Genomic DNA, 22,633 nt, shown 5'->3' with positions numbered 1-22,633 from the left:
TGTTTTTGAGCTATTGATTGGCGCTTGAACTTGGTCTAACGGAACCACCAGCCAATCCAAAAGCCCAAACCAAGCAAGCTGAGCGAGGTGACTGAGAGCATTGCTGCGTCGCCCCAGGTTGGCCACCAGCGGCGGCGTGGTTTGACGGCATGCAGCGCCATCCAAAAGAAGCCCAGACATGCCATAATCAAAATGATGATGGTAATGCGCCAAACCGAACGTGGCTCGGCAATAATTGGCATGCCATCAGGCCCAAATTGATCGGTTGCTGGGTAAATGCCAATCGAAAAGGTTCGCCAACCTGGAAAATTGAGGCCCGTATTGCTGAAGGGGTTGCTGCCTGGCCACCAACCAGGCCCGCCGCCAGCCGCCCTCGGGATTGCTTCAAATGGCATGCCGCTACTGCTTGACCCCGATAAGGTTCCAAGGCTCGAAGCTAAGGCGCTAATCGGGTTTGGCGCTAATAACCCAGTTGGTACTGGATCGGTCGTGCGATTCGTCCAGATTTCTGCTCCAAACAAAAATCCACCCAACACCAAGGCAATAATTACATAGCTGACGACCGCTGCCCGTCCGGTTTTGCCGGTCATTGCCGAGGCCCAAATCCCAAGCATGGCGCTGGTGATGGCACTCAGCACAATAATAACTGCTGCTTGGATGACATGGCGCAAGGTGATCCCACCAAAGAGAAAGACAATGCTGCCCAGCGGAATTGCCGCCAAAAGCAAAAGCGCAATGTACGATAGCGCTGAAATCAATTTGCCCCATAGCAAGCGATGCGATGGCAAATTGGTGGCAATCAACATTTCGTAGGTGAGGCGTTCGCGCTCGCTGCTAATTGCCCCAACCGTTACTGCTGGCGCAATCAGAATCACCAAAAACAGCAACATAAAGGCTAAGCCTGCAAACAGGGTTTGGCCAACTTGAGCACTAAAAATCGGTGCACCGTTGTTTTGGCCGGTGGTAGCGCGCAGAAATAAGCCATAGCCAACCAATCCCAAGCCCAGCAAAAAGCCCGTGAGCAAGATAAAGGCTCGACCACCACGCATACGCGAACGCAACTCTTTGACCACAATTGGGTTTGGTTGCAATCTCCAACGCCTGCTCGCCGCACGATTGCTCATAGCTGTTCCTCCGTAACATGGTCATTGACAAGCTGCAAAAAGAGCCGTTCGAGCGAATCGTCTTCGCGATGGAAATCGGCAATTGGCAACTCGGCGCGCGCTAAATTAAGCAGCAACTGTGATGCTTGCTGCTCATTGCCATCAAATTCTACTTCGATCAGGTTGGGCGTTTCTTCCGCTGGCTCAAGCACCCGCAACACGCCTGATTGAGCGCCAATCAAGCGCATCGCCCGCTCTAAATCATCAAGCACTTTGATTTGGAGGGCTGGGCGGCTGCGTTGGCGCAAGGTTTCAAGTGAGCCTTGGGCTAGCAATTGGCCACGCGCCATAATTCCGAAATTGGTACAAATATCTTCTAGCTCATTCAAAATATGCGAGCTAAGAATAATCGTTTTGCCCATATCGCGTAGGGTGCGCAGCAACTCGCGTAATTCAACCCGCGCTTGGGGGTCGAGGCCGCTGGCTGGCTCATCGAGCAACAAAATTTTGGGGTCGTGCACAAGCGCATGAGCCAAGCACAAGCGCTGTTGCATCCCACGGCTCAGATGTTGCACAAAAGCATTGCGCTTGTCGCTCAGATCAACCAAATCGAGCAAACCATCAACGGTGCTTTTGCGTTTGGCTGGCTCAATTCCATGGCAACGCGCATAGAAATCAAGATATTCCCAAACCCGCAGATCATCGTAAACCCCAAAGAAATCGGGCATATAGCCAACGATGGCTGCCGCTGTGCTGGTTTTTTGAATCAGCTGGCCATGCAAAAAGACTTGGCCGCTGCTTGGCTCAAGCAAGCCCGCCAGCATCCGCAAGGTTGTGGTTTTGCCAGCGCCGTTTGGGCCGAGAAAGCCAAAAATACTACCAGGCGCGATGGCTAAGTTAAGCTTGTTGACGGCAGTATATTTGCCATAGCGGCGCAGTAAATCAACAGTTTGAATCGCTAATTCGCTCATTTGACCACTCCCGTAAGCACCGGCCCAACCGAGAAACAGCCCCACAACCCAGCAGTGGTGTCGATCGATGGATCAATGGTGTAGCGCATGCGCAAACTGCCTTGTTGTAAATAATCGCTTGGGTTGGTGGTCAGATCAAGCGCGCCATTTTTGAAGCTTAGGCCATCCCATTGCCCAGTAACCCAATTATAAAGTTCGTAGTTGACTTTGTTGGGTGCGACCATGCCACCATCGATTGTTGGTAAAAAGCGCAACGATTGGGCTTCGATTGAACTAAGCGTTGCTGGTAAGTTAAGTTGGATGATGCCAGTCTTTTGCGAAATGCTTGTGCCTGAGCCACGGGCACTGGTAGTACAGGCCGAACCCATGCCCATATTGGGATCTTCTTCCATGGTATAGCTGAACCAATTGTTGTTCAGTTCAACCACATTTTGGCTATAGCTTAATTGTGGATATTGTACTAACAAGCTGCGTTGGGTTGCGGCAAAGCGTTTTTCGGGCAAATCGATCACCGATTGATTGAAATCGACGAATGCCACAAACACGGCGTTGCGATCAACCGAGCTATAGGTGTTGGGCAGTGCAATATCAAGTGCTTGGGTTTTGGCCAACAGGTCGCGTGGTGGGCCGGATGGCGTTTGATAGCCAGCATCAAGCTCTTTTTGAAACAGCAAATAGCTTGCGCCCGACATCGAAGGATTATTGTTAATTTGCAATTCAATCGATTTTTCAGCGCCTGGCTCGATTGTGCCAAACTTTTGGGCATTACCTAACATAATAAATGCAGCTTCGTTGAGCGTATATTTGCTGGTATTGCGCACGGTGCCAATGATTTTCTTTTCTTGCATGCTGATTTCAATTTGCACGTGCGGCGCATCGCTGATGCTTTGTTCATAAGCAAACATTTCCATCGACCATTGATTAATCGTCAAGTCGCGAATATCGCCTGGTTGATGGCTATAGAGTGCTCGGGTTGCATTGACCCCGCCATTATTGCCGCCCATATTGGGGTTGACCAAAAGTGGTCGTGGATAGGCCCCGTTTTTGATTGTTACCTGATATTCGTCGCGAACAGGCGAGAAAATCCCTGCATAGCCAAGCACGGTCGCATTAGCATCAGCATCGGGGTAGATTAAGGCCACATCATGAACCAAAATATCAGTGCCGCGTTGTTTTGAGCCAATTCCATAGGCCAGCACTGCAAAAACCAAGGTTAATGAGGGAATTGTCAGCCATGCGAGGGCCATGCGATCAAGCCGTCGCAGCACGAGGTAGGTCACTGGCCCCGCCAACACAATGTAAAGCCCCAACAGAATTAACAAGGTTTTGAGCGGTGGCAGGTCAAGCGCTGGTAAATTGTTGAGCAATGCTGGCGCATTCGTATCGCGAATCATATTTTCGCTGCTGCCAGGCCCCATCCAGCCAGTATTTTGGGCTTGGGGAAAGAGCGAAACCAGCATATTTTCGTAGCCACGCCAAGCGATGATTTCCTGCTGATCGAGATTAAACGCACTGGCGATGACAAAACCTTTGCCAACTGGGCGTTTAACAAAAATCGGCGTTTGATCTTGCTTCAGGCTCGCAGCCGATTGATTATTTGGCTGAAGCAGGGCAATATTCAAGCTTGCTTCATTGAACGGCTGAAGAAATACTTGGCTTAAGGTTGTGGTGGCAATAGCTTGCTCGCCTGCAACTTGGGCTGGCTGGAGTTCGGCAGGCAAATCTTCAAGCAGATTTGGCTCGACCAACAACATCCCACCATTGTTGACCCACCGTTTGATTGCTTGCTGTTGTTCTGGCGATAGCTCGCCCCACGACCGCTGATTGAGCGCAATGCCATTGAGCATATCGAGGCCAATCGCCGAATTCGGCAATTGCTTGCTATCAGTCGCAACCAGCACTACCTTGGTCAATTGGGGCAGCGGTTGCTCCAACAAGGTTGCCACCATCGGGCGATCGGTTGAGCGCAGTTGAAGCGTGGCGGTTTCGCGTTTTTCGCCATTTAAATAGAGCGCCATTGGCACCCGAAACGCTTGATCAAATTGGCCATATAACAAAGTTTCTTTTTGACTGCCGCCGGGCACATCAAGCTCAACATTGTAGTTGCCAACGTGAATTTCAACCTTGCGATCAACGCCAGTATTGCTCACCTTGACCCGCAAGGCCATCCACTCGCCAGGGCGATAGGTGGTGCCAAATACTGGCTCAACTTGCCAAATTAGCCCATTATTTGATTGCTCTTGGCCCGATGCTGCACTGATCGGTAGGGCTATCAGCAACAGCAGCCAACACCAGCGTATCCAGCGCATACCCAATACTCCACACACTAAAATCGTTTCGGCTGTCTTATCATAACGGATACGAGGCCAATTGTGTTCCCTTTTTCAAGTAACTCTCAGCATTTTCAGCAACATATCAGTTTTTGCCCGCAAACTGCCCTATTTTAGGCTTCGAGAATTTTAACCAGCTGGCCAAAAATCAGCAGGTAAGGCTGCTGCTGCTGGACGATAAGTGCTGGCCACTCCTGAATCCGCTGCTGGTGGTCAGTCCAGTAAGCTGTAATCGTCAGGCCTTCGGCGAGTTGCGGACTTGGAGTTGGCTCAAGCAGCAGTTGTTGATCAAGCATTGCTTGCAGCAGCTGTTTAATCGAAGGCTGATGGTTTGGCGCTTCTGCAAGAATCGCATGCTGAAGTGCCTTGATAGAAGTTGTTAGCCCCGTCATGGCTGGTGAAACTTGCTTAAATTGGCTTGTCAGCAACCAAAGCAATTGTAGATCGGCATTGGTTGCAAGTGGGATGCTTGCAGCGCTGCGCACAGCAAATCCGGCTGCTTGCCAAACAACATCCCAGCTGTGTTGGGGAATTAGCAACCCTTGCCCAAACTGGGCGTGATCAGCCCAAACATTATCAAGCTCAGTAGCTTGATCGATCATGGGCACAAAAACAAGCCATTCGGCAAACCGCCTGAGGCGATAGGGTTGAATCAGGTAGCTATGGCCAAAATTAAAATCTAAGCAAAATTCAGTTTGATCGTCATCAAATATGCCACTATGATAGATTGAGCCGCTATAGAGCACGATTTGCTGCTGTGGCGTTTGATAGCGCAAGCTAAGCCAAGGATCATACTCGTCTGGTTCAATTGAGGCTACAAGTGAATTATTAAGTGCAGTCATAATCAACAACCTTTTGCTCCATGGTAACAATGGCATTAGCCAGCAAGGCTAAGCATTGCCTGAATAACCAAAAAGAGCATGAGATTAGTGCCGAATCCAAGCACGATCGGTTGATACCAGTGGCTTTGGGCTGACTCGACCTGAAGTTGCTGATTTGGATCAACTCCGATGGTTTGGGCATAGCCTTGTTTGAGCCAATAGTTCAATATCAGCGTATCGTGAACGCAGATTGCCCCAAGCAGAATCACGTGATAGGCGGGGACGAATCCAAGGCGATTGCTGAACATGGCTGGCGCAAAAAAATAGATGCCGCTCAACACAAGCATGCTAAGACTGGCTCCCGACATAAAAAGCAAAAAACTTTTAAGGAAGGGTGCCCGCCGCTGAATCCATTGGCTGCGCGGGAAAACCCAGGCTTTCACCACAATAACAAGCGCTATAATTACCCAAAAACCGATAAACCCATAGAGCCAGCCAAATGATTGGGGCCATAAACCATAGCAGCAGGCAAGGATTATTTTTTGCATTGCTGCTCCTCGTTATAAACTAATTGACTATCCAAACCAATAAGCCAATTAAGCCAAGGATTAATGTATTTGATAGGATTGCTACCAGCCATGGCGGCAGATAAGTGCGATGTGCTGGCTCAACCTGTAATTGTTGACTGTCGTCTAGCCTAATCGCTTGAAATTTGGTTTGGATTGACCAACGTTTGATAAAAAACGTATCGATGATGCAAAACAATGCCCAAATGATAATTTGATAGGAAAATAAAAATCCAATTTTCGTAATAAATACAACACGTGGCAACACTGTTGCAGCTAGAATAACCAAGCCGATTACAAAGCCTTCAATAAATGTCAAGCTCAAACTATCGATCATTAATGAACGACGTTTTGAACGATGGGTTTTTGCAAGCAAGAAATATTTAATTGTCATATTACTGATAAATAGCAGAATTGCTGTCCCAAAGAGTAAAATAATTGGGCCTAATGGATTTACCCCACAGGCGAGGATAAGCTGTTGCATAGATTCTGCCTACTTTCGCGATTAGCTTGTCAAAAAATACATGAGAACCCCAATGTTTACAGTTCATATGCAATACTGATAAATTGAGGCATATTCGGCAACTTTCTCTAGGTTTAGGGTTGCGCTGCAATCATAACGATCATGCCACGGTCATAATCTGCCACCAGCAACTGTCCTTGCGGGCTAACAACCAAGCCAACTGGGCGCGCAAAGCCGCTGGCAAATGGCACAATGCTTTGATCTTCTGCGTTCATGCGCACAATGCTATGACCACGCAATTCTTGGCTATACCACGAACCTGATAAACTAATAAACCCATCGCCCTGATAGCTGGCAGGAAACGCTGTGCCTTGATAGAAGACAATTCCGGTCACGCCACTATGGGCTGGCAAAAGCGCTGCTGGCTCGCTGGTCGTTGCACACGCTGCTTGATCGCCGCCGCCATCAGCATCTGGCTGGCGCTGGCCCCAACACGCAGGCCAACCATAATTGGCCCCCGCCTCAATCTGATTAACCTCATCTGGCGGCAGATCATCGCCTAAGCCTTCGCGTCCGTTGTCGGTTGCATACAACTGCTGTTGGGCATCGAACGCCAAGCCAAACGGCATGCGCAAACCAGTTGCATAAACGCTGGCTTCGCTGCCATCGCCCCGAAAGCGCCGAATATAACCCTCTTGAATTCCAGCGGTTGCAGTGTGATCTGCTTGGGTGCCAACCCCAAGATAGAGCCAGCCTTGCGCATCGGAGACAAGGGTTGCGGCTTCAATCTGATCAGGCAGATCGCTTAATAAAATTGTTTGCTGATCGACGCTGCCATCGCCGTTGTGATCATCCAAGCGCTGAATTTGGCCTTGCTCAACCACATATAACGCTTGCTCAAACCAGTGCAAACTGAGCGGTTTATTGAAGCCCGTGGCATACTCGCGCGGCGGATCAGCGCCCTCTTTGATCAGCACACTGCCTGAGCGTTGCGCAATATACAAACGCCCTTGAGGATCGAAGGCTAGCCCAGTTGGCTGATCGAGACCAGTAATGATTGGGCTAATCGTAAAGCCTGCTTCGATTTGCAATTCGGCTGGTGGGCTGGTCGGTGGATTATCCGAGGAATAATTGCCTGGAATTGCGCATGCTGCCAAAGCCAAGCCTAAACAGACGATCAAACTCATGCGTTTGAGGTGTTGCATCTCTCGCTCCAAATTGAGTAGCTGTGGTGCTGCTAGCTTACAACCTGCAATCAGCACATTCAAGCCCCAATTTGGCTTATTGATCGTTAGGCTAAAGGTTGATCTGGCACTGATTTGAATCGATAAGCTTTGGATATGGCAGCATCAGAATGGGCTTTTGAATGGAATTTGGCTAGCGGCTTTGGGCTGATTAACAAAAAAGCGCCCAGCACCGCAATTAGTGCTGGGCGCTTGGTCTCAGGCCAGATTAGTTTTTGTTCACGAATGGCAAGTAGACCGTAAAGCTTGGGTTTGAGGTTGCGGTAATCGTCACGTCATCGGCAGTCAAATCAATATCGCTATTGAGCACAGCGGTGTTGCTGACCGTTCCAACGAAATTACCAACACTGCGCACGGCAATCGTGTAGGTTTTGATTGAGTTTGGTGCAAGGCTGCTGTTGGTGCTGACGGTTTGGCCACTGGTGGTCAAGCCAGCACTGACGCTCACAATTTGCAAATTGCTGTTGATCACGTCGCTCAAGCTGAAGCTGCCTTCTGCCGCGCCACTATTGCGAATCGTCAAGGTGTAGGTGAAGACTTCGCCTTGTTCGACGCTGGTATCGCTGACCGTCTTGGTTGAGGTGCCGAAGTTGGCAGTTGGAGCTGCACCCAAGTTCAAGCCAACCACGATTGGGTCGTGGTCTGACGCACGGTAGGCGTTGTTGCTATACAAGCTGGTGATTTGGCCAGGGCTCTTGAAGTTGGTGTTGTAATCCAAGGCAATTGGTTCGTCGGCGTTGATGTGCAACTCTTGTACATCGGCAACTTGGCCGAACAACGAATTGCTTGCCAAGGCATGGTCGAGCGAGCCAGTTTGGCCGTCGAAAATGTATGAGTAGGCTTCGTCGCCAAGCAAGGCTTTTGGTACGTTGACATAGCCAGCGTTACGGATAACGGTGATTGGATCTTCCATGGCGTATGAATTCAAGTCGCCGATGATCAAATAATCGCTATCATCAACATTGGTTGGGTCGGTATTCAACCAGTTGACCAACTCTTGCGCGGCGGTTTTGCGGGTCAAGTTACAGTTGCCTTGGCCATCGCCCAAATCTGGGTCGCTTGGCACTGGGCTAATGTTATCGGTACACGCGCTACCCTTCGACTTCAAGTGGTTGACCACAACGGTGAAGGTTTCGCCGCTGCTGGTTTCGGTGAACGATTGGGTCAACGCTGGGCGGTTACGACCAGTTGGGCCGCTGCCGGTGTTGAATTCACCGAATGCGCCAGTGTTGAGCACGGCAGTCGTGCCAGTCAAGCTTACTTTGGCTGGTTTGTAGAGCAAAGCAACCTTGATTGCATCGGTGCCCAATGGATTGGTTTGGCCAGTCCGCGCATCGACATTGATCAAGGCATAGGTGTTTGGTGCGGTTGCAGCGTTCAAGCCATTAACCAAATCTTGGATGGCGCTGTTGCTGCCGAAGCCGTCGTTTTCAATTTCCATCAAGCCAATAACATCGGCTTGGGTCATGATGATTGCGGCAATGGTTTTGTCTCTTTGGCGTGTGAATTCGGTGGCGTTTTCAGCCCCACGGCAATCGGTAGCAGCGCCACCAACCCCGCCAGTACAAGCGTTTGTGCCAAAGGTATTGAAGTAGTTCAACACGTTAACCCCAGCCACGCGCAACGAGCCATCAAGCTCAAGCGAGGTTGGGCGTGGGTTTTCGGCCACGAAATTTGGCGATTGGCTGACCCGCACGCGGTAGCTGTTGGGGCTTGCAGTTGCGCCACCCCAGGTGTAGGTCATAACGCCTTGCAAACCGGTGATGCTATCGCCAGCGCGCAAGGTATTGTTGGCACTTAAGCCATTGCCACCACGACCAAACAGAATCGGATCAGCATTTTGGTTGTTGAATGGATCATCAAGGATGATTTTGTGCAAGTTGTTTTCAGCTTGCAAGGCCAAAGCTGGCGCACCTGGTGAAACCACGTTGGTTGGTTGCATCAAGCGTTCGTTGAGCGACAAGGTAACTTGGCCGAAGCGAGCCAACAAGTAGTGCTCTGAAACAACCAATTTTTGGTTGAACTGCACAAGCATGCCTTCGTAGCGCTCGGCTTCGGTAGCTGAGGCGAATGGCAAGGTCACTTGTGCTGGCGTAACCACATTGGTTGTGCCACAAAGCTCAACCGTCAAGCTGCCGCTCAATTGGGTTTGTCCTTGGTTTTCACCAGCCGTACCCGTGACGCGGACGACTTGACCCAAGGCAACTTGGTCAGCGCCACCATTGAACACGAAAATACCATCCGAGGTGGCTGGGTTGCTATCGCCAGCATCTTGCAGGTAGAAACCGCGCAAGGCTGGTTGAGCACCTTCATAATCGGCAACCACAGTCCCTTGAACGGTTACAACCGTACCATTGGCAGGGGTGGTTTCGCCAGTGCCTTGGACTTGGCCGATTGGCGTAACCGTGCCGCCGACACAGGCAACACCGCTCGCAGTGTTGAAGCTGAAGCTATGGTTTTGAGCCATTTGATCTGGCGTGCCATCGCGATCAGTTACTTGGCTAGCAACAACCGTTACCGTACAAGCATCGCTAGCAGCAAAATCGCTGCTTGGATCAAGCACATAGCTTGTTGGGCCGCCAGTAACGGTAGCAGTGCGAGCGCCACTGGTACAGCTGATGGTGTACCACGTGCCAGTTGTGGTAACTGGTTCGCTGAAGGTGATCGTAACGTTAGCGTTCAAGGCAACATTGTTGGCAGCGTTGGCTGGCACAGTGCTGGCAACGGTTGGTGCGTTATCAACAGGTGAGCCACCGCAGGTTGCGGCTGGGCTGCTGCTATTGCGTGGTGCTGAAGGGGTTAACAAGCTGAAGTCAGCAGCGTTGTTATCGGTATCAGCACAGCTTGAATTGTTGCGTTGATAGCTGCTATTAGCCGCAGGAGCACCAGTAGCTGTGCCTTCAACAAAGGCATTGGTAGCATTCCCAAAGCCGACTGAATCGATGATAGTGCCGGTATTGGCAGCACCATTGCGGATGGCGATCCCGCCACCAGCAGCAGCCAAGCCACTGCTAAAGCTTCCATCAGAGGTTGCAGTGCCATCATAGCCGCTGTTTGTTAAGAGATAAAACCCACCAGCAGGAATCACAACCGAGGTTGACCAGTTGGTGATTGCAGTATCGGTCGTTCCCGACGTTGAACGATATACTACGCGATAACCATTCAGATCGATTGGGTTAGCACTGATGTTATGCAGTTCAATGAATTCATCGCTGGCATTAACGCCAGCAGTTTGAAATTGACTAATAACCAGAGAGGTTGAGACAGCACTGGTCGGCTTGGTGTAGGTCGCGGACAACGAAGTACCAATCAACGTGAACAGCATCGTTAACGCTGTTAGGAGTCGTAAACCCTTAAATTGCACAGAATCCTCCACGATTCATGTAGAAAGGCCGTTCACACCAACTGTGACGGCTAAACCAAAGCGGAACCTTCAGTTCTGGAATGTCATGCTGCATAAAGAAGATAAACCGCATGTCAATGCTGCTTTAACTGATGGTTAAATCTCGTAGAGACTGACTATACCATAGACATAATCAATGGGCAACTAAGTATAATTTCTTAACCAATCTTCATTGCACGATGGCTCAGGCTGTGCTACCATGGCGCACTATGGAGATGCAAAACCTGCCACCAAGTGGCCCACCAACTCAACGAGCGAAGTTGCTCAGCGCCCTGCGTTCAAGTCGTGCGATGCAAAAAATCCGCCAGTATCAGACAATTCTTATGGCTGGTACATTTTTTGTGTTGGCTGCAATCTTTGGGCTTAATTCGCAATCGCCAATTGAAGCGCCTGCAACTGGGTCTAGCCCAACGACGTTGGCCCAAGCAACGCTGGCCCCTGCCGATGGCTCAATTACGCCAACGCTGATTAGCAGCACCGAAGTAGCCAGCAATCGCCCAACTGCAACTGATGTGGCAGGCGGCGGGCCAGTCGGGCCTCCAGCGCCAAATCGGGCAACCCCAACAATTGAAGGGGCCTATCCGCCGCCAATGGGCGATGGGCCAACTCCAACAATTGATCCTTTTCCAACGTTGCCAGTTGGTGGTACGTCAATGCCGCTCTTTCCAACCAGTAGCACTGGGAATCGCAGCACAACTGCCCCAACCCAAGGCTCTGGCAGCAATTATCCTACTCCCGATACCAAGAGCACTCCAGCCCCAACCAATATTCCTGTACCAACTGATTCGATTCCGTTGCCAACCGATCAATTGCCTTTCCCAACTGAGGAAGACGATGATCCAAGGGCAACCGAAGATCCTATGGAAACTCCCAGCAGCACTGAGGAGCCATTCGAAACGCCAACCGCGACTGCGACCGAAGGCCCAACCGCAACGCCAACCAATACGCCAACTCCAACGCCATTGCCCTACGACATGATTCGTGGCAATACCCGTTGGTCAATCGCTCAAAGCCCAGTCAAAGTTCGCCGCGATACTATTATCGCCAAAGGCGCAACCCTGACGATTGACGATGGCGTTGAAGTGCTGATGGATGCCAATACCTCGTTGGTCGTTGATGGTAGCTTGAGCGCCAATGGCGCGCGCTTCCGCAAAAGTGGCCAAAGCTTGTGGAAATCGATTGTGGTTAATAATGGCGGCCAAGCCAATTTGAACGGGGTCGATGTACGTGGTGGCGGGGCCGAAGGCGTGCTAATCTCAGCGCTCGGCGGCAATACGATCATCCAAGATAGCGTCTTTGAAGAAAACCAAGGCCGCATGTATATTAGCGGCGGCAACTTCGATATGCAACGCAGCCGCGTGGTTGGCTATGCGCCGATTAGCGCTGAGGTGCGTGGCGGCAAGAGCTTACGCCTATTCAGCAACGTGATTAACAACACAGCCAGCGATGGCGCAACTGGCGTAAGCCTCAGCGCAACCGCCGATGATGTTGAAATTGTGCTCGAAAAGAATAGCTTCCGTGGTAATAGCGGCACGAATGTTCGCGCTCAATTCAACCAATCGTTGAATGCAGTCTTCCAGTGCAATAGCTTCAGCGGCGGCGCATATGGCTTGCAAATCAAATCAACCGACCCAACCTTAGATGGCTCGCGCATTTTGATTAGTGCCAATAGCTTCCAAAGTCACAAAAATTATGGCTTAACTGGCGATGTGGGCTTTGATGCCCGCAACAACTGGTGGGGCGATGCCTCAGGCCCGTATCACCCTGAGCAAAATGGCGCTGGCACTGGCGATGCAGTCGGCGTAAACTTGACCTTCAGTCCATGGCTGAATGCCAAACCAAGCTGCACCCCATAGATCTTCGTTTTTGCAACAGCCTCAGTTCATGCAACTGGGGCTGTTGTTTTTTGTGAAGGATTATTTATGCAATGGCAACGTGGCGACTATACAATCAGCACCGATCCTGCCCTGCTCGATTATGCGGCGATTGTTGCTGGGCTGCACCAAACCTATTGGGCCGCCGAACGTGATCCAGCGCTGATTATTCGCTCGGTCGAGCATTCGTTGTGTTTTGGGGTCTATCACGGCCAGCAGCAAATTGGCTTGGCGCGCGTCATTACCGATTATGCAGTTTTTGCTTATATCGATGATGTCTATATTTTGGCTGAATATCGGGGCCAAGGGCTTGGCAAGTGGCTGGTGCAAAGCATGCTCGCGCACCCTGAGTTGCAAGGTTTGCGGCGTTGGCTGTTGGCCACCAGAAATGCCCAAGGCTTGTATGCCCAAGTTGGTTTTGGCCCGCTGGCATCAGCCGAACCATGGATGGAAATCTTCAATCAGCAAAGCTAGAATTGAGCTAGTTTTGCGGGCGAAACAACGGCCTTTTGGCGCAGGAAAATAAAATTTGACAAGAATGCCAAAGCTGATTATAATACCACGGCACTAAACAATTGAATAACGAAATGCAACACAAACCAAATGTTGCAAACCACCTGCCCAGGTGGCGGAATTGGCAGACGCGCTACTTTGAGGGGGTAGTGGGAGCAATCTCGTGTGGGTTCAAGTCCCACTCTGGGCACCAATTCGTTCTTCATACATATGGGTGATTAGCTCAGTTGGTAGAGCGTCTCGTTTACACCGAGTAGGTCGGGGGTTCGAGTCCCTCATCACCCACCAATGCCACTTTAGCTCAGTTGGTAGAGCATACGACTGAAAATTGTAGGGTCTCCGGTTCGAGCCCGGAAGGTGGCACCAAATCAAACCACTGGTCATTCGACCAGTGGTTTTTTGTTGTTTTAGTTCATCTGAACCAATGGGCTGAATATTTCATGCATAACCGGGCTTAACCAGCGCTCAATCGCTGGGCGATCGCGCTCGCGGCTGAATATGGCAATAAATGGCTGCAAACAGCTGGCCTCAGCACAGCCATTCAAGCTCGCGCCAGTCACGCTCCAGCCAAGGTTGGTTGGGCCGAATACTTGGGTATCAAGTTGGCCAACCCATCGCTGTTGATGAGGTGTCGTACTGCTGCTTTGGACGTTGTAATAGGCCCAGCCTGGGGGCGGCGCATTAAAATCATCAAAAATGCTGCTCGAAAGGGTGGGATATTGCTCGGTGCTGCTATGGTAAAAACTGACCGCTACATCATCGCGGCCATTCACCGCAGCACTCGGCAGCGAAAAGCCATTTTGGGCATTGAAAATAAATGGCCGTGCTAAACTAAATGGCAATAAGCTCAGGTCACGCTCATAGACTCGCACTGCATCAATATAGGGAAAGGTAATGGTGTTGCTGGAAACAGCATTCCACATAAACCCGACCGTGCCTTTGGCGACCCAGCCCGCCCGAATTCGGCCATCATCGTCGGCACACCAATTCTGCTGATCTGGCGTTGGGCAAATTCGCGCGCCTGCTGTCCATTCGGCCACAGTTACGTCGCTCGTCGTAGGAACTGGTTGGTTTTCATCCCAAACATACATGCGCAAGGTTGTTTGATTGATGTGGGTTGCAAAATACATCATGTCTTTGGCTCCCCGCACCAAGTGCCAGGCCCGCTCCGTTGCTGATGAATAGCTGCGCATAAAAACCAACTCATCTTCAAGCGTATCAGTTTGAAGCTGACTGACCCATGTGCTTTCGATTGCCCCGCCGATGGCTTGGCGATCCATTGCTAGCCAAATTTGGTTGGCGCTTAGCTCAAGCTGTGGCTCAACCCAAGTATAGCCTTGGGCAGCTGGCACGTCATACCATTCCCATTCGTGTTCGGCCAAACCTGCGCTATCGGTGTATGCAATGCGCACCAAGCCGCGTTGAGTATCAGGCGCATACTGCAACAACCAAATAAACAGATCACGGCCATAATCGTACGCAAAGGCTTGTTGACAACATAAGCCGCCTGCCGCTGCCGGAAACAGCGCTTGTGGATCAAGCTGTTGCCAATGATTGCCTGCATCAAGCGTCAAAAAGGTTTTTTGACCAACCCCAACCAACCAACTATCGCCACTGGCGACCCCACGCACAGCATCGCCAAAATTCATTGTTGTGGGAATCGGATGCAGCCGTAGCACCTGAAATGCGCCTGCTGGATCTCCCTCACCTTCGCCAAAAATTCGCTCTGTAGAGTTTGGGTTCGCAGCTTGGGTTTGCGGGATACTTCCCAGCAACACTGCTAGCATCAGCCCAACCAGGGCTACCCTCAACCAAACCATGTCGATCTTCCTTTCAACAGCAAGCCTTCAATAGAGCGCAACTATACCCCTGAATCGAAATTGTGACAAAAACTTGTGACAGTTGTTGTCACAACGTGCTGCTATGCTCAAACCAACATTGGTTAGGAGGTCTGCAATGCATCCAGTAACGGGAATCGAAGCGGTATTGCAATGGTTTGCTGAACACTATTCCTCAAGTGAGGCCGAGCAAATTCGCAGTGCGGTCAACGCCAATACCCGTTTGCTCAAAGCATGGCGGCATAACCCTGCCAATTTGCGTCCCTTGGCCAGCGATAAACATTTGTGGTGCTTGATTGGCGCAATGTATGGCAACCCTGTGCTTGCTCAAGCCCAAGCAGTCTATCGGCATGCCACCGCCCACTATCAGCGTTGGCTCAATCGGCGGCGCAATTTGCAAACCGTCGAGGTGCGTTTGCAAGGCGATCTGGCCCGTTTTGGCGAGCAACACCCACGCACCCAACGCACAATTGCCCAACTCCAACGCTTGCACCAAGAACTATTGGCCGCTTAATCAACTTCTCATCAACGTTTTTGCAGCCGCCTAGGCTGCATTGCGCAAGCATTGGTATGGTTATTGCCCCAAATCTGCCCTGCAATGGGCTTATTTTGGTTTAAAACAGGCCGAAGATACGAATAAACACAGTTTTTTCCGATTTTATTGACAGAAAATGATTCTCGATTTATAATCATTCTCAATAACGAACCATGCAACGGTATGGTCAAAGGCAACATGCGAGGTATCTATGACCGTGTTTGGTATCCGAGAAGGAACGCCCGCCGGCGATATTGTGAGCTACATTCAGCGTAAAGGTTCAGCGACTGTCAAGGAATTGGAAGATGCGCTGGCTGTGAGCACAACTGCGGTGCGCGAACAACTAACTCATCTCACCAACCAAGGCCTCATTAGCCCAAGCAAGATTCGCCAAGGCCCAGGCCGTCCTTCCTATCGCTACACCCTGACTGCTAAGGCGCAATCGCTGTTTCCCAAGGGCTACGATGTGTTACTCAATGTGTTGCTCGAAGAAATTTTGGCAACCGAAGGCCCAGAGGGTATGGCTCAATTGCTCAGTCGGGTTGGTACGCGCTTGGCAACGCTCTACACGGGCGATCATCCAGCCAACGTGGCCTTGCGTGAGCGCTTGATGCAATTTGTCTACACGATGAACCGCAAAGGTATGTCGATTAATGTCGCCGAATCGCCTGGTGGTGGTTGGGTGGTGAGTGAGTATGCCTGCCCCTATTTTGAGGTCGCGCAAACCCACGATAGCTTGTGTAGCATGGAACGCCAAATGATGGAAACTGCACTCGGCCATGAAGTTGAAATTCAACGCCGCATGGTCGAAGGTCATAACGGCTGTCACTTTGTGATTAAAGCCGATGAGATTGGGATCGAGAAGCATAACTAAGTTCTTTGGCGGCTGGTAATGCAGGGGCATGCCATGCTGTTGTCTTGAATAGCAATCTTGAATAGGAGTGTCATGAGCGCCAACAATTTGGTCATTCGCAACTTGCACGTTGCGGTCGATGGCAAAGAAATTCTCAAAGGTATTAATCTGACCATCGAAGAAGGCAAAATTCACGCCATCATGGGGCCAAATGGCTCAGGCAAGTCGACCTTGGCATATACCCTCGCTGGTCACCCACGCTACGAAGTGACCGAAGGCGAAGTTTGGTACAAAGGCCAAGATGTGCTTGACCTCGAACCAAACGATCGTTCAAAATTGGGCTTGTTCCTTGCATTTCAATATCCAGTCGCGGTTGCAGGCGTAACTGTTGCCAACTTCTTGCGCGCAGCCTTGAACGCTCATCGCGCTCAAGAAGGCGTTGATCCAAAGTCGACCGCCATTCCAATGGCCGAATATCGCAAAGTGATCAAATCGCGCATGGATATGTTGGAAATGGCTCCTGATTTTGCCCGCCGCTATTTGAACGAAGGTTTCTCTGGTGGCGAAAAGAAACGGCTTGAAATTTTGCAAATGGCCATGTTGCAGCCTTCAATCTCAATCATGGACGAAACCGACTCAGGGCTTGACATCGACGCATTGAAAATTGTGGCCGAAGGTGTCAACAAAGTTAAAGCCGAAAAGCCTGAACTTGGCGTGTTGGTCATCACTCACTACCAACGCTTGCTCAACTACATCAAGCCCGATTATGTGCACGTTTTGATGAACGGCCAAATTGTGCGCGAAGGTGGCCCTGAAATGGCTTTGGAACTCGAAGAAAAAGGCTACGATTTCATTCGAGAGGAAGTGTTTGGCAATGCCAGCTAATTTGCAATCTACCTTTGATGTGGCGCAATTTGAGGCCTTGCTGGCCAGCCGCAACGAGCCAGAATGGCTCACGAGCCGCCGCCGCGAAGCATGGCAAGCATTCGAAACCGCCGAGCAACCAGATTGGCGACGAACCAACCTCAAGGGCTTTAATCTGGCCGATTATAGCGTTGCTGAAGCCGAAGTTTCGGTTGAATTTGCTGGCGCTGAAGGCGTAACGATTTTGCCATTGGCTGAAGCGATTCAAAGCCATGCCGAGTTGGTGCAACGGGTGCTTGGCAGCGCTGTGCAAACCAGCCGCGATCCCTATTCAGCGCTCAACAATGCCTTGGTCAACGGTGGGCTTTTCATCCACGTTGCCAAAGATGTTGTGGTCGAAGAATTGGTACGAATTCGCTATCACGTCGCTAAGGCTGGCACAATTGTCGCGCCCCGCACGCTGATCGTGACCGAGCGCCATAGCTCGATCAATGTGATCGAAGAAATTAGCTCAGCTGATTTTGATGCCAGCGCAGTGGTTTTGACTGGAGTTGAAATTGAGGTTGGCGATGGTGGCCAAGTTAATTTCAGCAGCGTACAAATTCTGAACAGCAATGTCTATGTGCTCGGTAGCCAACAAATCCGCATCAACCGCGATGCCCAAGCAGAATGGTTGAATGTGGTGGTTGGCAGCGCTGTGCAGCACGTTACCTTGGAAGCCAATTTGAGCGGCAATGGTTCAAGCGTCAATTGGAATGGGTTGTTGTATGGCAATGGCAAGCAAAACTTGCTTGTTGCACCCAAACTGAATCACATTGGCTTGAACACCGAAGGTCAAATTAACTTCAAAACCGTGGTTGATGATGAAGCCTATGCTGTTTTCGATGGCATGGTGAAAATACCCGCCACTGGCCAAGGTACCAACTCCGACTTGCGCGAAAATGCCTTGCACTTGAGCAAAACTTCACGCTCGGATTCAATTCCAGGTTTGGAGATTGATGCCAACGAAGTTAAGGCAGGCCACGGCTCGACCAGCGGCCAAATCGACGAAGAGCAGTTGTTCTATCTGCAATCACGCGGTTTGCCATTTGCCGAAGCCAAGCGCACGATCGTGTTGGGCTTTGTCGGCGAAATCATCGATATGATTCCTGACGAAGCTGTACGCGAACGCGTCGAAACCATCGTCGCCGAAAAAGTCTAAGTTTTGATCCACGAAGGGCACGAAGGACACGAAGTTTGTTTTTTGTGTGATTCACAAGTGGATGAAAATGATTTGTTGGTCGATGAAGTTTAATGATGTGATCCACGAAGAGCACCAAGGACACGAAGTTTGTTTTTTGTGCCATCCCAAAAATAGTTGGTTTGTGTATCTAGTAATTCGGAACCAACTGTTTTTGGGAGGCGTGGATGGCAACGATTCTTTTGGCCGATGAAGTGTTCGCTGTGGTTGGAGCGGCGATAGAAGTGCATCGCGAGTTGGGCAGTGGTTTCTTAGAGGCAGTGTACCAAGAAGCACTTGAATTGGAATTGACTCAACGCCAAATTCAATTCGCAGCCCAAGCATCTTTAGCAATTCGCTACAAACAGCAATTACTCCAAAAAACCTAATATTGCTGATTTTATTTGTTACAACCAAATTATTGTTGAGCTAAAAGCGCTGAATCGTTTGACAACGCTCGAAGAAGCGCAACTGATTAATTATCTCAAAGCAACCCAGTTTCGGGTTGGCCTATTGATTAATTTTGGCAGCCTGAGCAAGTTGGAATGGAAACGTTTAGTTCGTTGACATCCCAACCCATTAATTGCCTATGAACCCTGACCGAAGCGCCAAATCTAAACATTCGTGCTCTTCGTGTCCTTCTTGGATCAAAAAGCAATTCTTGGTGCTCTTCGCGGTTTCTCTGCTTCGTGTCCTTTGTCGATCGGATATTGGTGAGTTATGTCTGTACAAACAACCCTTGATATTAACGCCATTCGCGAGCAATTTCCGCTCTTGGATCAATCGATTAACGGCCATCGCCTAGCCTATTTGGATAGCACTGCAACTGCGCAAAAGCCGCTGGCTGTGCTCAATGCGATGGATCGCTACTATCGCACGATTAATGCGAATGTGCATCGGGGCGTGTATCAGATTAGCGAAGCGGCGACCGAAGCCTATGAAGGCACACGCCGCACGATTGGCCGCTTTATTGGCGCGAAATCGACCAAGGAAATTATTTTTACCCGCAACGCCACCGAAGCAATCAATTTGGTTGCCCAAAGCTGGGGCCGTGCCAATCTCCAAGCTGGCGACCGGATTTTGCTCACGGTCAGCGAACATCACTCGAATTTGGTGCCATGGCAATTACTGGCGGCCCAAATTGGCGTAGAGCTTGATTTTATCGAGCTTGATGCCCAAGGTCGGCTTGAGCTGAGCAATCTTGAGCAATTATTGACTGAACGCACCAAACTCGTAGCCATGACCCATATGTCGAATGTGCTGGGCACGATCAATCCAGTTGAACAGGTGATTGCCGCCGCCAAGCAGGTTGGGGCCTTGGTTCTGCTCGATGGAGCGCAAAGTGTGCCGCATATTCCAGTCAATGTGCAAGCGCTTGGCTGCGATTTTCTGGCCTTTTCGGGGCATAAAATGTGCGGGCCAACTGGCATTGGCGTGCTGTGGGCGCGGCGCGAATTACTTGAAGCGATGCCACCGTTTATGGGCGGCGGCGATATGATCAAACGGGTTGGGTTGCGCGAAAGCTCATGGAACGACCTCCCATGGAAATTCGAGGCAGGCACGCCAGCGATTGCCGAGGCGATTGGCCTTGGCGCGGCGATTGACTTCTTGAATGGGCTTGGGATGGAGGCGATTCACGAGCGCGAACGCCAATTGACCCACTACGCTTGGGATAAACTCAGCGCCATCGATGGGCTGACCATTTTTGGTCCGCCTGCTGCTGAGCGCGGTGGCTTGTTGAGCTTTACCTTGGCTGGAGTGCATGCCCACGATGTGGCGGCAATCCTCGATACACAGGGCATTGCGGTGCGGGCTGGGCATCATTGTACCCATCCATTGCACGATATTTTTGGCGTACCAGCAACGGTGCGTGCATCATTCTACTTATACACGCTTGAGGAAGAAATTGATCGTTTGGCTGAAGCCTTGGTTTTGGCGCGCGACACCTTCCAACTGTGAGGCATTGTGGACGATTTATATCGTGAAAATATATTAGATCACTATCGCCATCCGCGAAATTACGGCGAGCTTGAGCAAGCAACGATTGTGCAACATGAGCATAACCCGTTGTGTGGCGATCAACTCAGCATTTATTTATTGGTCGAAAACGAGCGAATTGTTGATGTAAAATTTAAAGGTAAAGGCTGCGCAATCAGCCAAGCTTCAGCCTCGATGCTCAGCGAAGAACTCACTGGCAAAAGCGTCGACGAAGCCAAAGCCTTTGATAAACAAACCATCCTCGATTTATTGGGGATACCGATTGGGCCTGTGCGGCTGAAATGCGCCTTGCTCTCGCTCAAAACGCTCAAAGCCGGTCTCTACGGGGTCAATCTCGTAGACGACGATGAGGATAGCCTTTGAGCCATCTTGCTCCGCACTCAGCATTAATTACCATCGTTCGCGTTGGTAGATTGGCTGGAGTAGCACTTGTTCTATGGGTAATCTATGCACTGATAGAACGATGGCGTGAGCAGCATTATCAACAATCAATTGCTACGACACTAGCTGAATTTTCTGCTAATGAATGGCAGCATCTGGAAACAGAATTGCAAGATTCTGAATCAAGTAATCTCATCACTTATTCGTGATCACACTATAGGAGGCTCAGGGCATGTCCAACCCTGCACAAAACGAGATCGAGTTTGATTACTCGAAGTACGGCTTTCGCGACGAAGAGAACTATACATTCAAATCTTCAAAAGGTCTGAATGCCGATATTGTGCGCACGATCTCGGAAATGAAGGGCGAACCTGAATGGATGTTGCAACGCCGCTTGAAGGCGCTGGAAATTTTCCATAAAAAACCACTGCCAGTCAGTGGCGTGTGGGCCAACCCACGCTTGGCTGAGTTGGATTTCCAAGATATTCACTATTATGTGCGGCCTGGCGAACGGGCCGAAAATAGCTGGGACGATGTGCCAGAAAATATCAAGAATACCTTTGAAAAATTGGGTATTCCTGAAGCCGAACGCAAGTTCTTGGCTGGCGTTGGCGCTCAATACGAATCAGAAGTTGTTTACCACTCGTTGCGCGAAGAGTGGGAAAAACTGGGCGTAATTTTCCTTGACACTGACACAGGTTTGAAAGAATATCCTGAGTTATTCAAGGAATATTTCGGCACGATCATTCCTTCAGCCGATAACAAATTTGCTGCTTTGAACACAGCAGTTTGGTCTGGTGGCTCGTTCGTGTATGTGCCAAAAGGTGTCAAGGTCGATATTCCATTGCAAGCCTATTTCCGCATCAATGCTGAAAACATGGGCCAATTCGAACGTACCTTGATTATCGTCGATGAAGGCGCAGAAGTTCACTATATCGAAGGTTGTACCGCGCCAGTCTATAGCACCAACTCGCTGCACTCAGCAGTGGTGGAAATTATCGTGAAGAAAGGTGGTAAATGCCGCTATACCACGATTCAAAACTGGGCCAACAACATTTTCAATTTGGTGACCAAACGCGCTGTTGCCTACGAAGATGCTTCGATGGAATGGGTTGATGGCAACATTGGCTCGAAGTTGACCATGAAGTATCCAGCAGTCTACATGATGGGTCGCGGCGCAAAGGGCGAGGTGCTCTCAGTTGCCTACGCTGGCGAAGGCCAACATCAAGACGCTGGGGCCAAAATGGTGCACGGCGCTCCCGACACCACCAGCCGCATCACCAACAAATCAGTCTCGAAGAACGGCGGTCGCACAACCTATCGTGGGTTGGCCAAAGTTCAACGGGGCGCACACAACGCCAAAATCAACGTGGTCTGTGATGCCTTGATTCTCGACGATCGCTCAGCCTCGGATACGATTCCCTACATCGAGATCGAGGAAGATTCAGCGACTGTGGCCCACGAAGCAACCGTCGGCAAAATCGGCGAAGAGCAATTGTTCTATCTGATGAGCCGCGGCCTCGACGAAGCCGAAGCACTTTCGATGATTGTATTGGGCTTTATGGAGCCATTCACCCGTGAATTGCCCATGGAATACGCTGTCGAATTGAACCGCTTGATCCAAATGGAAATGGAAGGCTCGGTCGGCTAGTGCTGG

At 50.4% G+C, this 22,633-nt stretch carries 21 protein-coding genes and 3 tRNA genes; 15 read left to right on the top strand and 9 right to left on the bottom strand.

The features are described from left to right. Window positions 1–35: 35 nt before the first annotated feature. The 8 genes from ACFMKP_RS10485 to ACFMKP_RS10450 all read right to left on the bottom strand — a co-directional run bounded on the left by ACFMKP_RS10485 (window position 36) and on the right by ACFMKP_RS10450 (window position 10,823). Window positions 36–1,124 carry an ABC transporter permease gene (locus ACFMKP_RS10485; protein ID WP_382291587.1) on the bottom strand — a complete coding sequence of 363 codons (1,089 nt, stop codon included), beginning with the start codon at window positions 1,122–1,124 and terminating at the stop codon, window positions 36–38. Continuing rightward, complete coding sequence (locus ACFMKP_RS10480; RefSeq protein WP_382291585.1) at window positions 1,121–2,074, bottom strand: ABC transporter ATP-binding protein; 954 nt, start codon at window positions 2,072–2,074, stop codon at window positions 1,121–1,123. Before ACFMKP_RS10480 ends, ACFMKP_RS10485 begins: the two co-directional genes overlap by 4 nt. Next, window positions 2,071–4,383 (bottom strand): hypothetical protein, encoded by a 2,313-nt coding sequence (locus tag ACFMKP_RS10475; RefSeq protein ID WP_382291583.1) that lies wholly within the window; start codon window positions 4,381–4,383, stop codon window positions 2,071–2,073. The genes ACFMKP_RS10480 and ACFMKP_RS10475 overlap by 4 nt, the downstream gene beginning before the upstream one ends. A gap of 134 nt (window positions 4,384–4,517) precedes the next feature. Continuing rightward, a complete protein-coding gene (locus ACFMKP_RS10470; protein WP_382291581.1) occupies window positions 4,518–5,246 on the bottom strand; it encodes a hypothetical protein in 729 nt (242 codons plus the stop codon). 35 nt (window positions 5,247–5,281) lie between these two features. Further along, window positions 5,282–5,773 carry a hypothetical protein gene (locus tag ACFMKP_RS10465; RefSeq protein ID WP_382291579.1) on the bottom strand — a complete coding sequence of 164 codons (492 nt, stop codon included), beginning with the start codon at window positions 5,771–5,773 and terminating at the stop codon, window positions 5,282–5,284. Window positions 5,774–5,792: 19 nt separating this feature from the next. Further along, window positions 5,793–6,275: a hypothetical protein gene (locus tag ACFMKP_RS10460; protein WP_382291578.1), complete on the bottom strand. Its 483-nt coding sequence runs from the start codon at window positions 6,273–6,275 to the stop codon at window positions 5,793–5,795. Between the two features lie 113 nt (window positions 6,276–6,388). Next, on the bottom strand, window positions 6,389–7,459 hold the full coding sequence (locus ACFMKP_RS10455) for a PQQ-dependent sugar dehydrogenase (protein WP_382291576.1): 1,071 nt from the start codon (window positions 7,457–7,459) through the stop codon (window positions 6,389–6,391). A 247-nt stretch (window positions 7,460–7,706) separates the two neighbouring features. Beyond that, window positions 7,707–10,823, bottom strand: a complete 3,117-nt coding sequence (locus ACFMKP_RS10450) for an ExeM/NucH family extracellular endonuclease (protein WP_382291574.1) — start codon at window positions 10,821–10,823, stop codon at window positions 7,707–7,709. Window positions 10,824–11,110: 287 nt separating this feature from the next. Between ACFMKP_RS10450 and ACFMKP_RS10445 the strand changes: the two genes are divergently transcribed. The 5 genes from ACFMKP_RS10445 to ACFMKP_RS10425 all read left to right on the top strand — a co-directional run bounded on the left by ACFMKP_RS10445 (window position 11,111) and on the right by ACFMKP_RS10425 (window position 13,654). After that, entirely contained in the window at window positions 11,111–12,757 is a 1,647-nt protein-coding gene (locus ACFMKP_RS10445; protein WP_382291572.1) for a hypothetical protein, read from the top strand. Window positions 12,758–12,823: 66 nt separating this feature from the next. Then, window positions 12,824–13,249, top strand: coding sequence for a GNAT family N-acetyltransferase (locus ACFMKP_RS10440; RefSeq protein ID WP_382291570.1), 426 nt, complete (start codon window positions 12,824–12,826; stop codon window positions 13,247–13,249). 145 nt (window positions 13,250–13,394) lie between these two features. After that, window positions 13,395–13,481: transfer RNA gene (locus ACFMKP_RS10435), tRNA-Leu, on the top strand. Between the two features lie 19 nt (window positions 13,482–13,500). After that, a tRNA-Val gene (locus ACFMKP_RS10430) sits at window positions 13,501–13,576 on the top strand. Window positions 13,577–13,578: 2 nt separating this feature from the next. Continuing rightward, window positions 13,579–13,654 (top strand) — tRNA-Phe (locus ACFMKP_RS10425). Between the two features lie 41 nt (window positions 13,655–13,695). Here ACFMKP_RS10425 and ACFMKP_RS10420 read toward each other — a convergent pair. After that, the gene (locus ACFMKP_RS10420; RefSeq protein ID WP_382291568.1) at window positions 13,696–15,108 is read right to left on the bottom strand and encodes a hypothetical protein; all 1,413 of its coding nucleotides are present in this window, start codon (window positions 15,106–15,108) and stop codon (window positions 13,696–13,698) included. A 136-nt stretch (window positions 15,109–15,244) separates the two neighbouring features. Here ACFMKP_RS10420 and ACFMKP_RS10415 point away from each other — a divergent pair, with 136 nt between their 5' ends. From ACFMKP_RS10415 to sufB, 10 genes are all read left to right on the top strand, one after another. Then, entirely contained in the window at window positions 15,245–15,640 is a 396-nt protein-coding gene (locus ACFMKP_RS10415; RefSeq protein ID WP_382291566.1) for a hypothetical protein, read from the top strand. A 232-nt stretch (window positions 15,641–15,872) separates the two neighbouring features. Next, window positions 15,873–16,535, top strand: coding sequence for a metalloregulator ArsR/SmtB family transcription factor (locus tag ACFMKP_RS10410; RefSeq protein WP_204755381.1), 663 nt, complete (start codon window positions 15,873–15,875; stop codon window positions 16,533–16,535). A 72-nt stretch (window positions 16,536–16,607) separates the two neighbouring features. Further along, complete coding sequence (gene sufC, locus ACFMKP_RS10405; protein ID WP_054537202.1) at window positions 16,608–17,399, top strand: Fe-S cluster assembly ATPase SufC; 792 nt, start codon at window positions 16,608–16,610, stop codon at window positions 17,397–17,399. Continuing rightward, window positions 17,389–18,579, top strand: coding sequence for a Fe-S cluster assembly protein SufD (sufD, locus tag ACFMKP_RS10400; protein ID WP_382291563.1), 1,191 nt, complete (start codon window positions 17,389–17,391; stop codon window positions 18,577–18,579). Before sufC ends, sufD begins: the two co-directional genes overlap by 11 nt. Before the next feature lie 206 nt (window positions 18,580–18,785). After that, window positions 18,786–18,986: a GxxExxY protein gene (locus tag ACFMKP_RS10395; RefSeq protein WP_382291561.1), complete on the top strand. Its 201-nt coding sequence runs from the start codon at window positions 18,786–18,788 to the stop codon at window positions 18,984–18,986. Between the two features lie 58 nt (window positions 18,987–19,044). After that, the gene (locus ACFMKP_RS10390) at window positions 19,045–19,164 is read left to right on the top strand and encodes a GxxExxY protein (RefSeq protein ID WP_382291559.1); all 120 of its coding nucleotides are present in this window, start codon (window positions 19,045–19,047) and stop codon (window positions 19,162–19,164) included. A 153-nt stretch (window positions 19,165–19,317) separates the two neighbouring features. Further along, window positions 19,318–20,556, top strand: coding sequence for a cysteine desulfurase (locus tag ACFMKP_RS10385; RefSeq protein ID WP_382291557.1), 1,239 nt, complete (start codon window positions 19,318–19,320; stop codon window positions 20,554–20,556). Window positions 20,557–20,562: 6 nt separating this feature from the next. Beyond that, the gene (gene sufU / locus ACFMKP_RS10380; protein ID WP_110513240.1) at window positions 20,563–20,958 is read left to right on the top strand and encodes a Fe-S cluster assembly sulfur transfer protein SufU; all 396 of its coding nucleotides are present in this window, start codon (window positions 20,563–20,565) and stop codon (window positions 20,956–20,958) included. After that, window positions 20,955–21,185 carry a hypothetical protein gene (locus tag ACFMKP_RS10375; RefSeq protein WP_382291555.1) on the top strand — a complete coding sequence of 77 codons (231 nt, stop codon included), beginning with the start codon at window positions 20,955–20,957 and terminating at the stop codon, window positions 21,183–21,185. The genes sufU and ACFMKP_RS10375 overlap by 4 nt, the downstream gene beginning before the upstream one ends. Before the next feature lie 23 nt (window positions 21,186–21,208). Then, window positions 21,209–22,627 carry a Fe-S cluster assembly protein SufB gene (gene sufB / locus ACFMKP_RS10370; RefSeq protein ID WP_382291554.1) on the top strand — a complete coding sequence of 473 codons (1,419 nt, stop codon included), beginning with the start codon at window positions 21,209–21,211 and terminating at the stop codon, window positions 22,625–22,627. Window positions 22,628–22,633: the final 6 nt, after the last annotated feature.

It is taken from the genome of Herpetosiphon sp. NSE202, assembly GCF_042688385.1.
In the GTDB taxonomy this organism is placed as follows: Bacteria; Chloroflexota; Chloroflexia; order Chloroflexales; family Herpetosiphonaceae; genus Herpetosiphon.
This window is presented reverse-complemented; position numbering and strand designations above follow the sequence as displayed.

Excerpts from the sequence above, each read along its gene's own strand:
- ACFMKP_RS10485 (WP_382291587.1), bottom strand. The coding sequence starts at position 1,124 with ATGAGCAATCGTGCGGCGAGCAGGCGTTGGAGATTGCAACCAAACCCA.
- ACFMKP_RS10480 (WP_382291585.1), bottom strand. The coding sequence starts at position 2,074 with ATGAGCGAATTAGCGATTCAAACTGTTGATTTACTGCGCCGCTATGGC.
- ACFMKP_RS10475 (WP_382291583.1), bottom strand. The coding sequence starts at position 4,383 with ATGCGCTGGATACGCTGGTGTTGGCTGCTGTTGCTGATAGCCCTACCG.
- ACFMKP_RS10470 (WP_382291581.1), bottom strand. The coding sequence starts at position 5,246 with ATGACTGCACTTAATAATTCACTTGTAGCCTCAATTGAACCAGACGAG.
- ACFMKP_RS10465 (WP_382291579.1), bottom strand. The coding sequence starts at position 5,773 with ATGCAAAAAATAATCCTTGCCTGCTGCTATGGTTTATGGCCCCAATCA.
- ACFMKP_RS10460 (WP_382291578.1), bottom strand. The coding sequence starts at position 6,275 with ATGCAACAGCTTATCCTCGCCTGTGGGGTAAATCCATTAGGCCCAATT.
- ACFMKP_RS10455 (WP_382291576.1), bottom strand. The coding sequence starts at position 7,459 with ATGCAACACCTCAAACGCATGAGTTTGATCGTCTGTTTAGGCTTGGCT.
- ACFMKP_RS10450 (WP_382291574.1), bottom strand. The coding sequence starts at position 10,823 with ATGCTGTTCACGTTGATTGGTACTTCGTTGTCCGCGACCTACACCAAG.
- ACFMKP_RS10445 (WP_382291572.1), top strand. The coding sequence starts at position 11,111 with ATGGAGATGCAAAACCTGCCACCAAGTGGCCCACCAACTCAACGAGCG.
- ACFMKP_RS10440 (WP_382291570.1), top strand. The coding sequence starts at position 12,824 with ATGCAATGGCAACGTGGCGACTATACAATCAGCACCGATCCTGCCCTG.
- ACFMKP_RS10420 (WP_382291568.1), bottom strand. The coding sequence starts at position 15,108 with ATGGTTTGGTTGAGGGTAGCCCTGGTTGGGCTGATGCTAGCAGTGTTG.
- ACFMKP_RS10415 (WP_382291566.1), top strand. The coding sequence starts at position 15,245 with ATGCATCCAGTAACGGGAATCGAAGCGGTATTGCAATGGTTTGCTGAA.
- ACFMKP_RS10410 (WP_204755381.1), top strand. The coding sequence starts at position 15,873 with ATGACCGTGTTTGGTATCCGAGAAGGAACGCCCGCCGGCGATATTGTG.
- sufC (WP_054537202.1), top strand. The coding sequence starts at position 16,608 with ATGAGCGCCAACAATTTGGTCATTCGCAACTTGCACGTTGCGGTCGAT.
- sufD (WP_382291563.1), top strand. The coding sequence starts at position 17,389 with ATGCCAGCTAATTTGCAATCTACCTTTGATGTGGCGCAATTTGAGGCC.
- ACFMKP_RS10395 (WP_382291561.1), top strand. The coding sequence starts at position 18,786 with ATGGCAACGATTCTTTTGGCCGATGAAGTGTTCGCTGTGGTTGGAGCG.
- ACFMKP_RS10385 (WP_382291557.1), top strand. The coding sequence starts at position 19,318 with ATGTCTGTACAAACAACCCTTGATATTAACGCCATTCGCGAGCAATTT.
- sufB (WP_382291554.1), top strand. The coding sequence starts at position 21,209 with ATGTCCAACCCTGCACAAAACGAGATCGAGTTTGATTACTCGAAGTAC.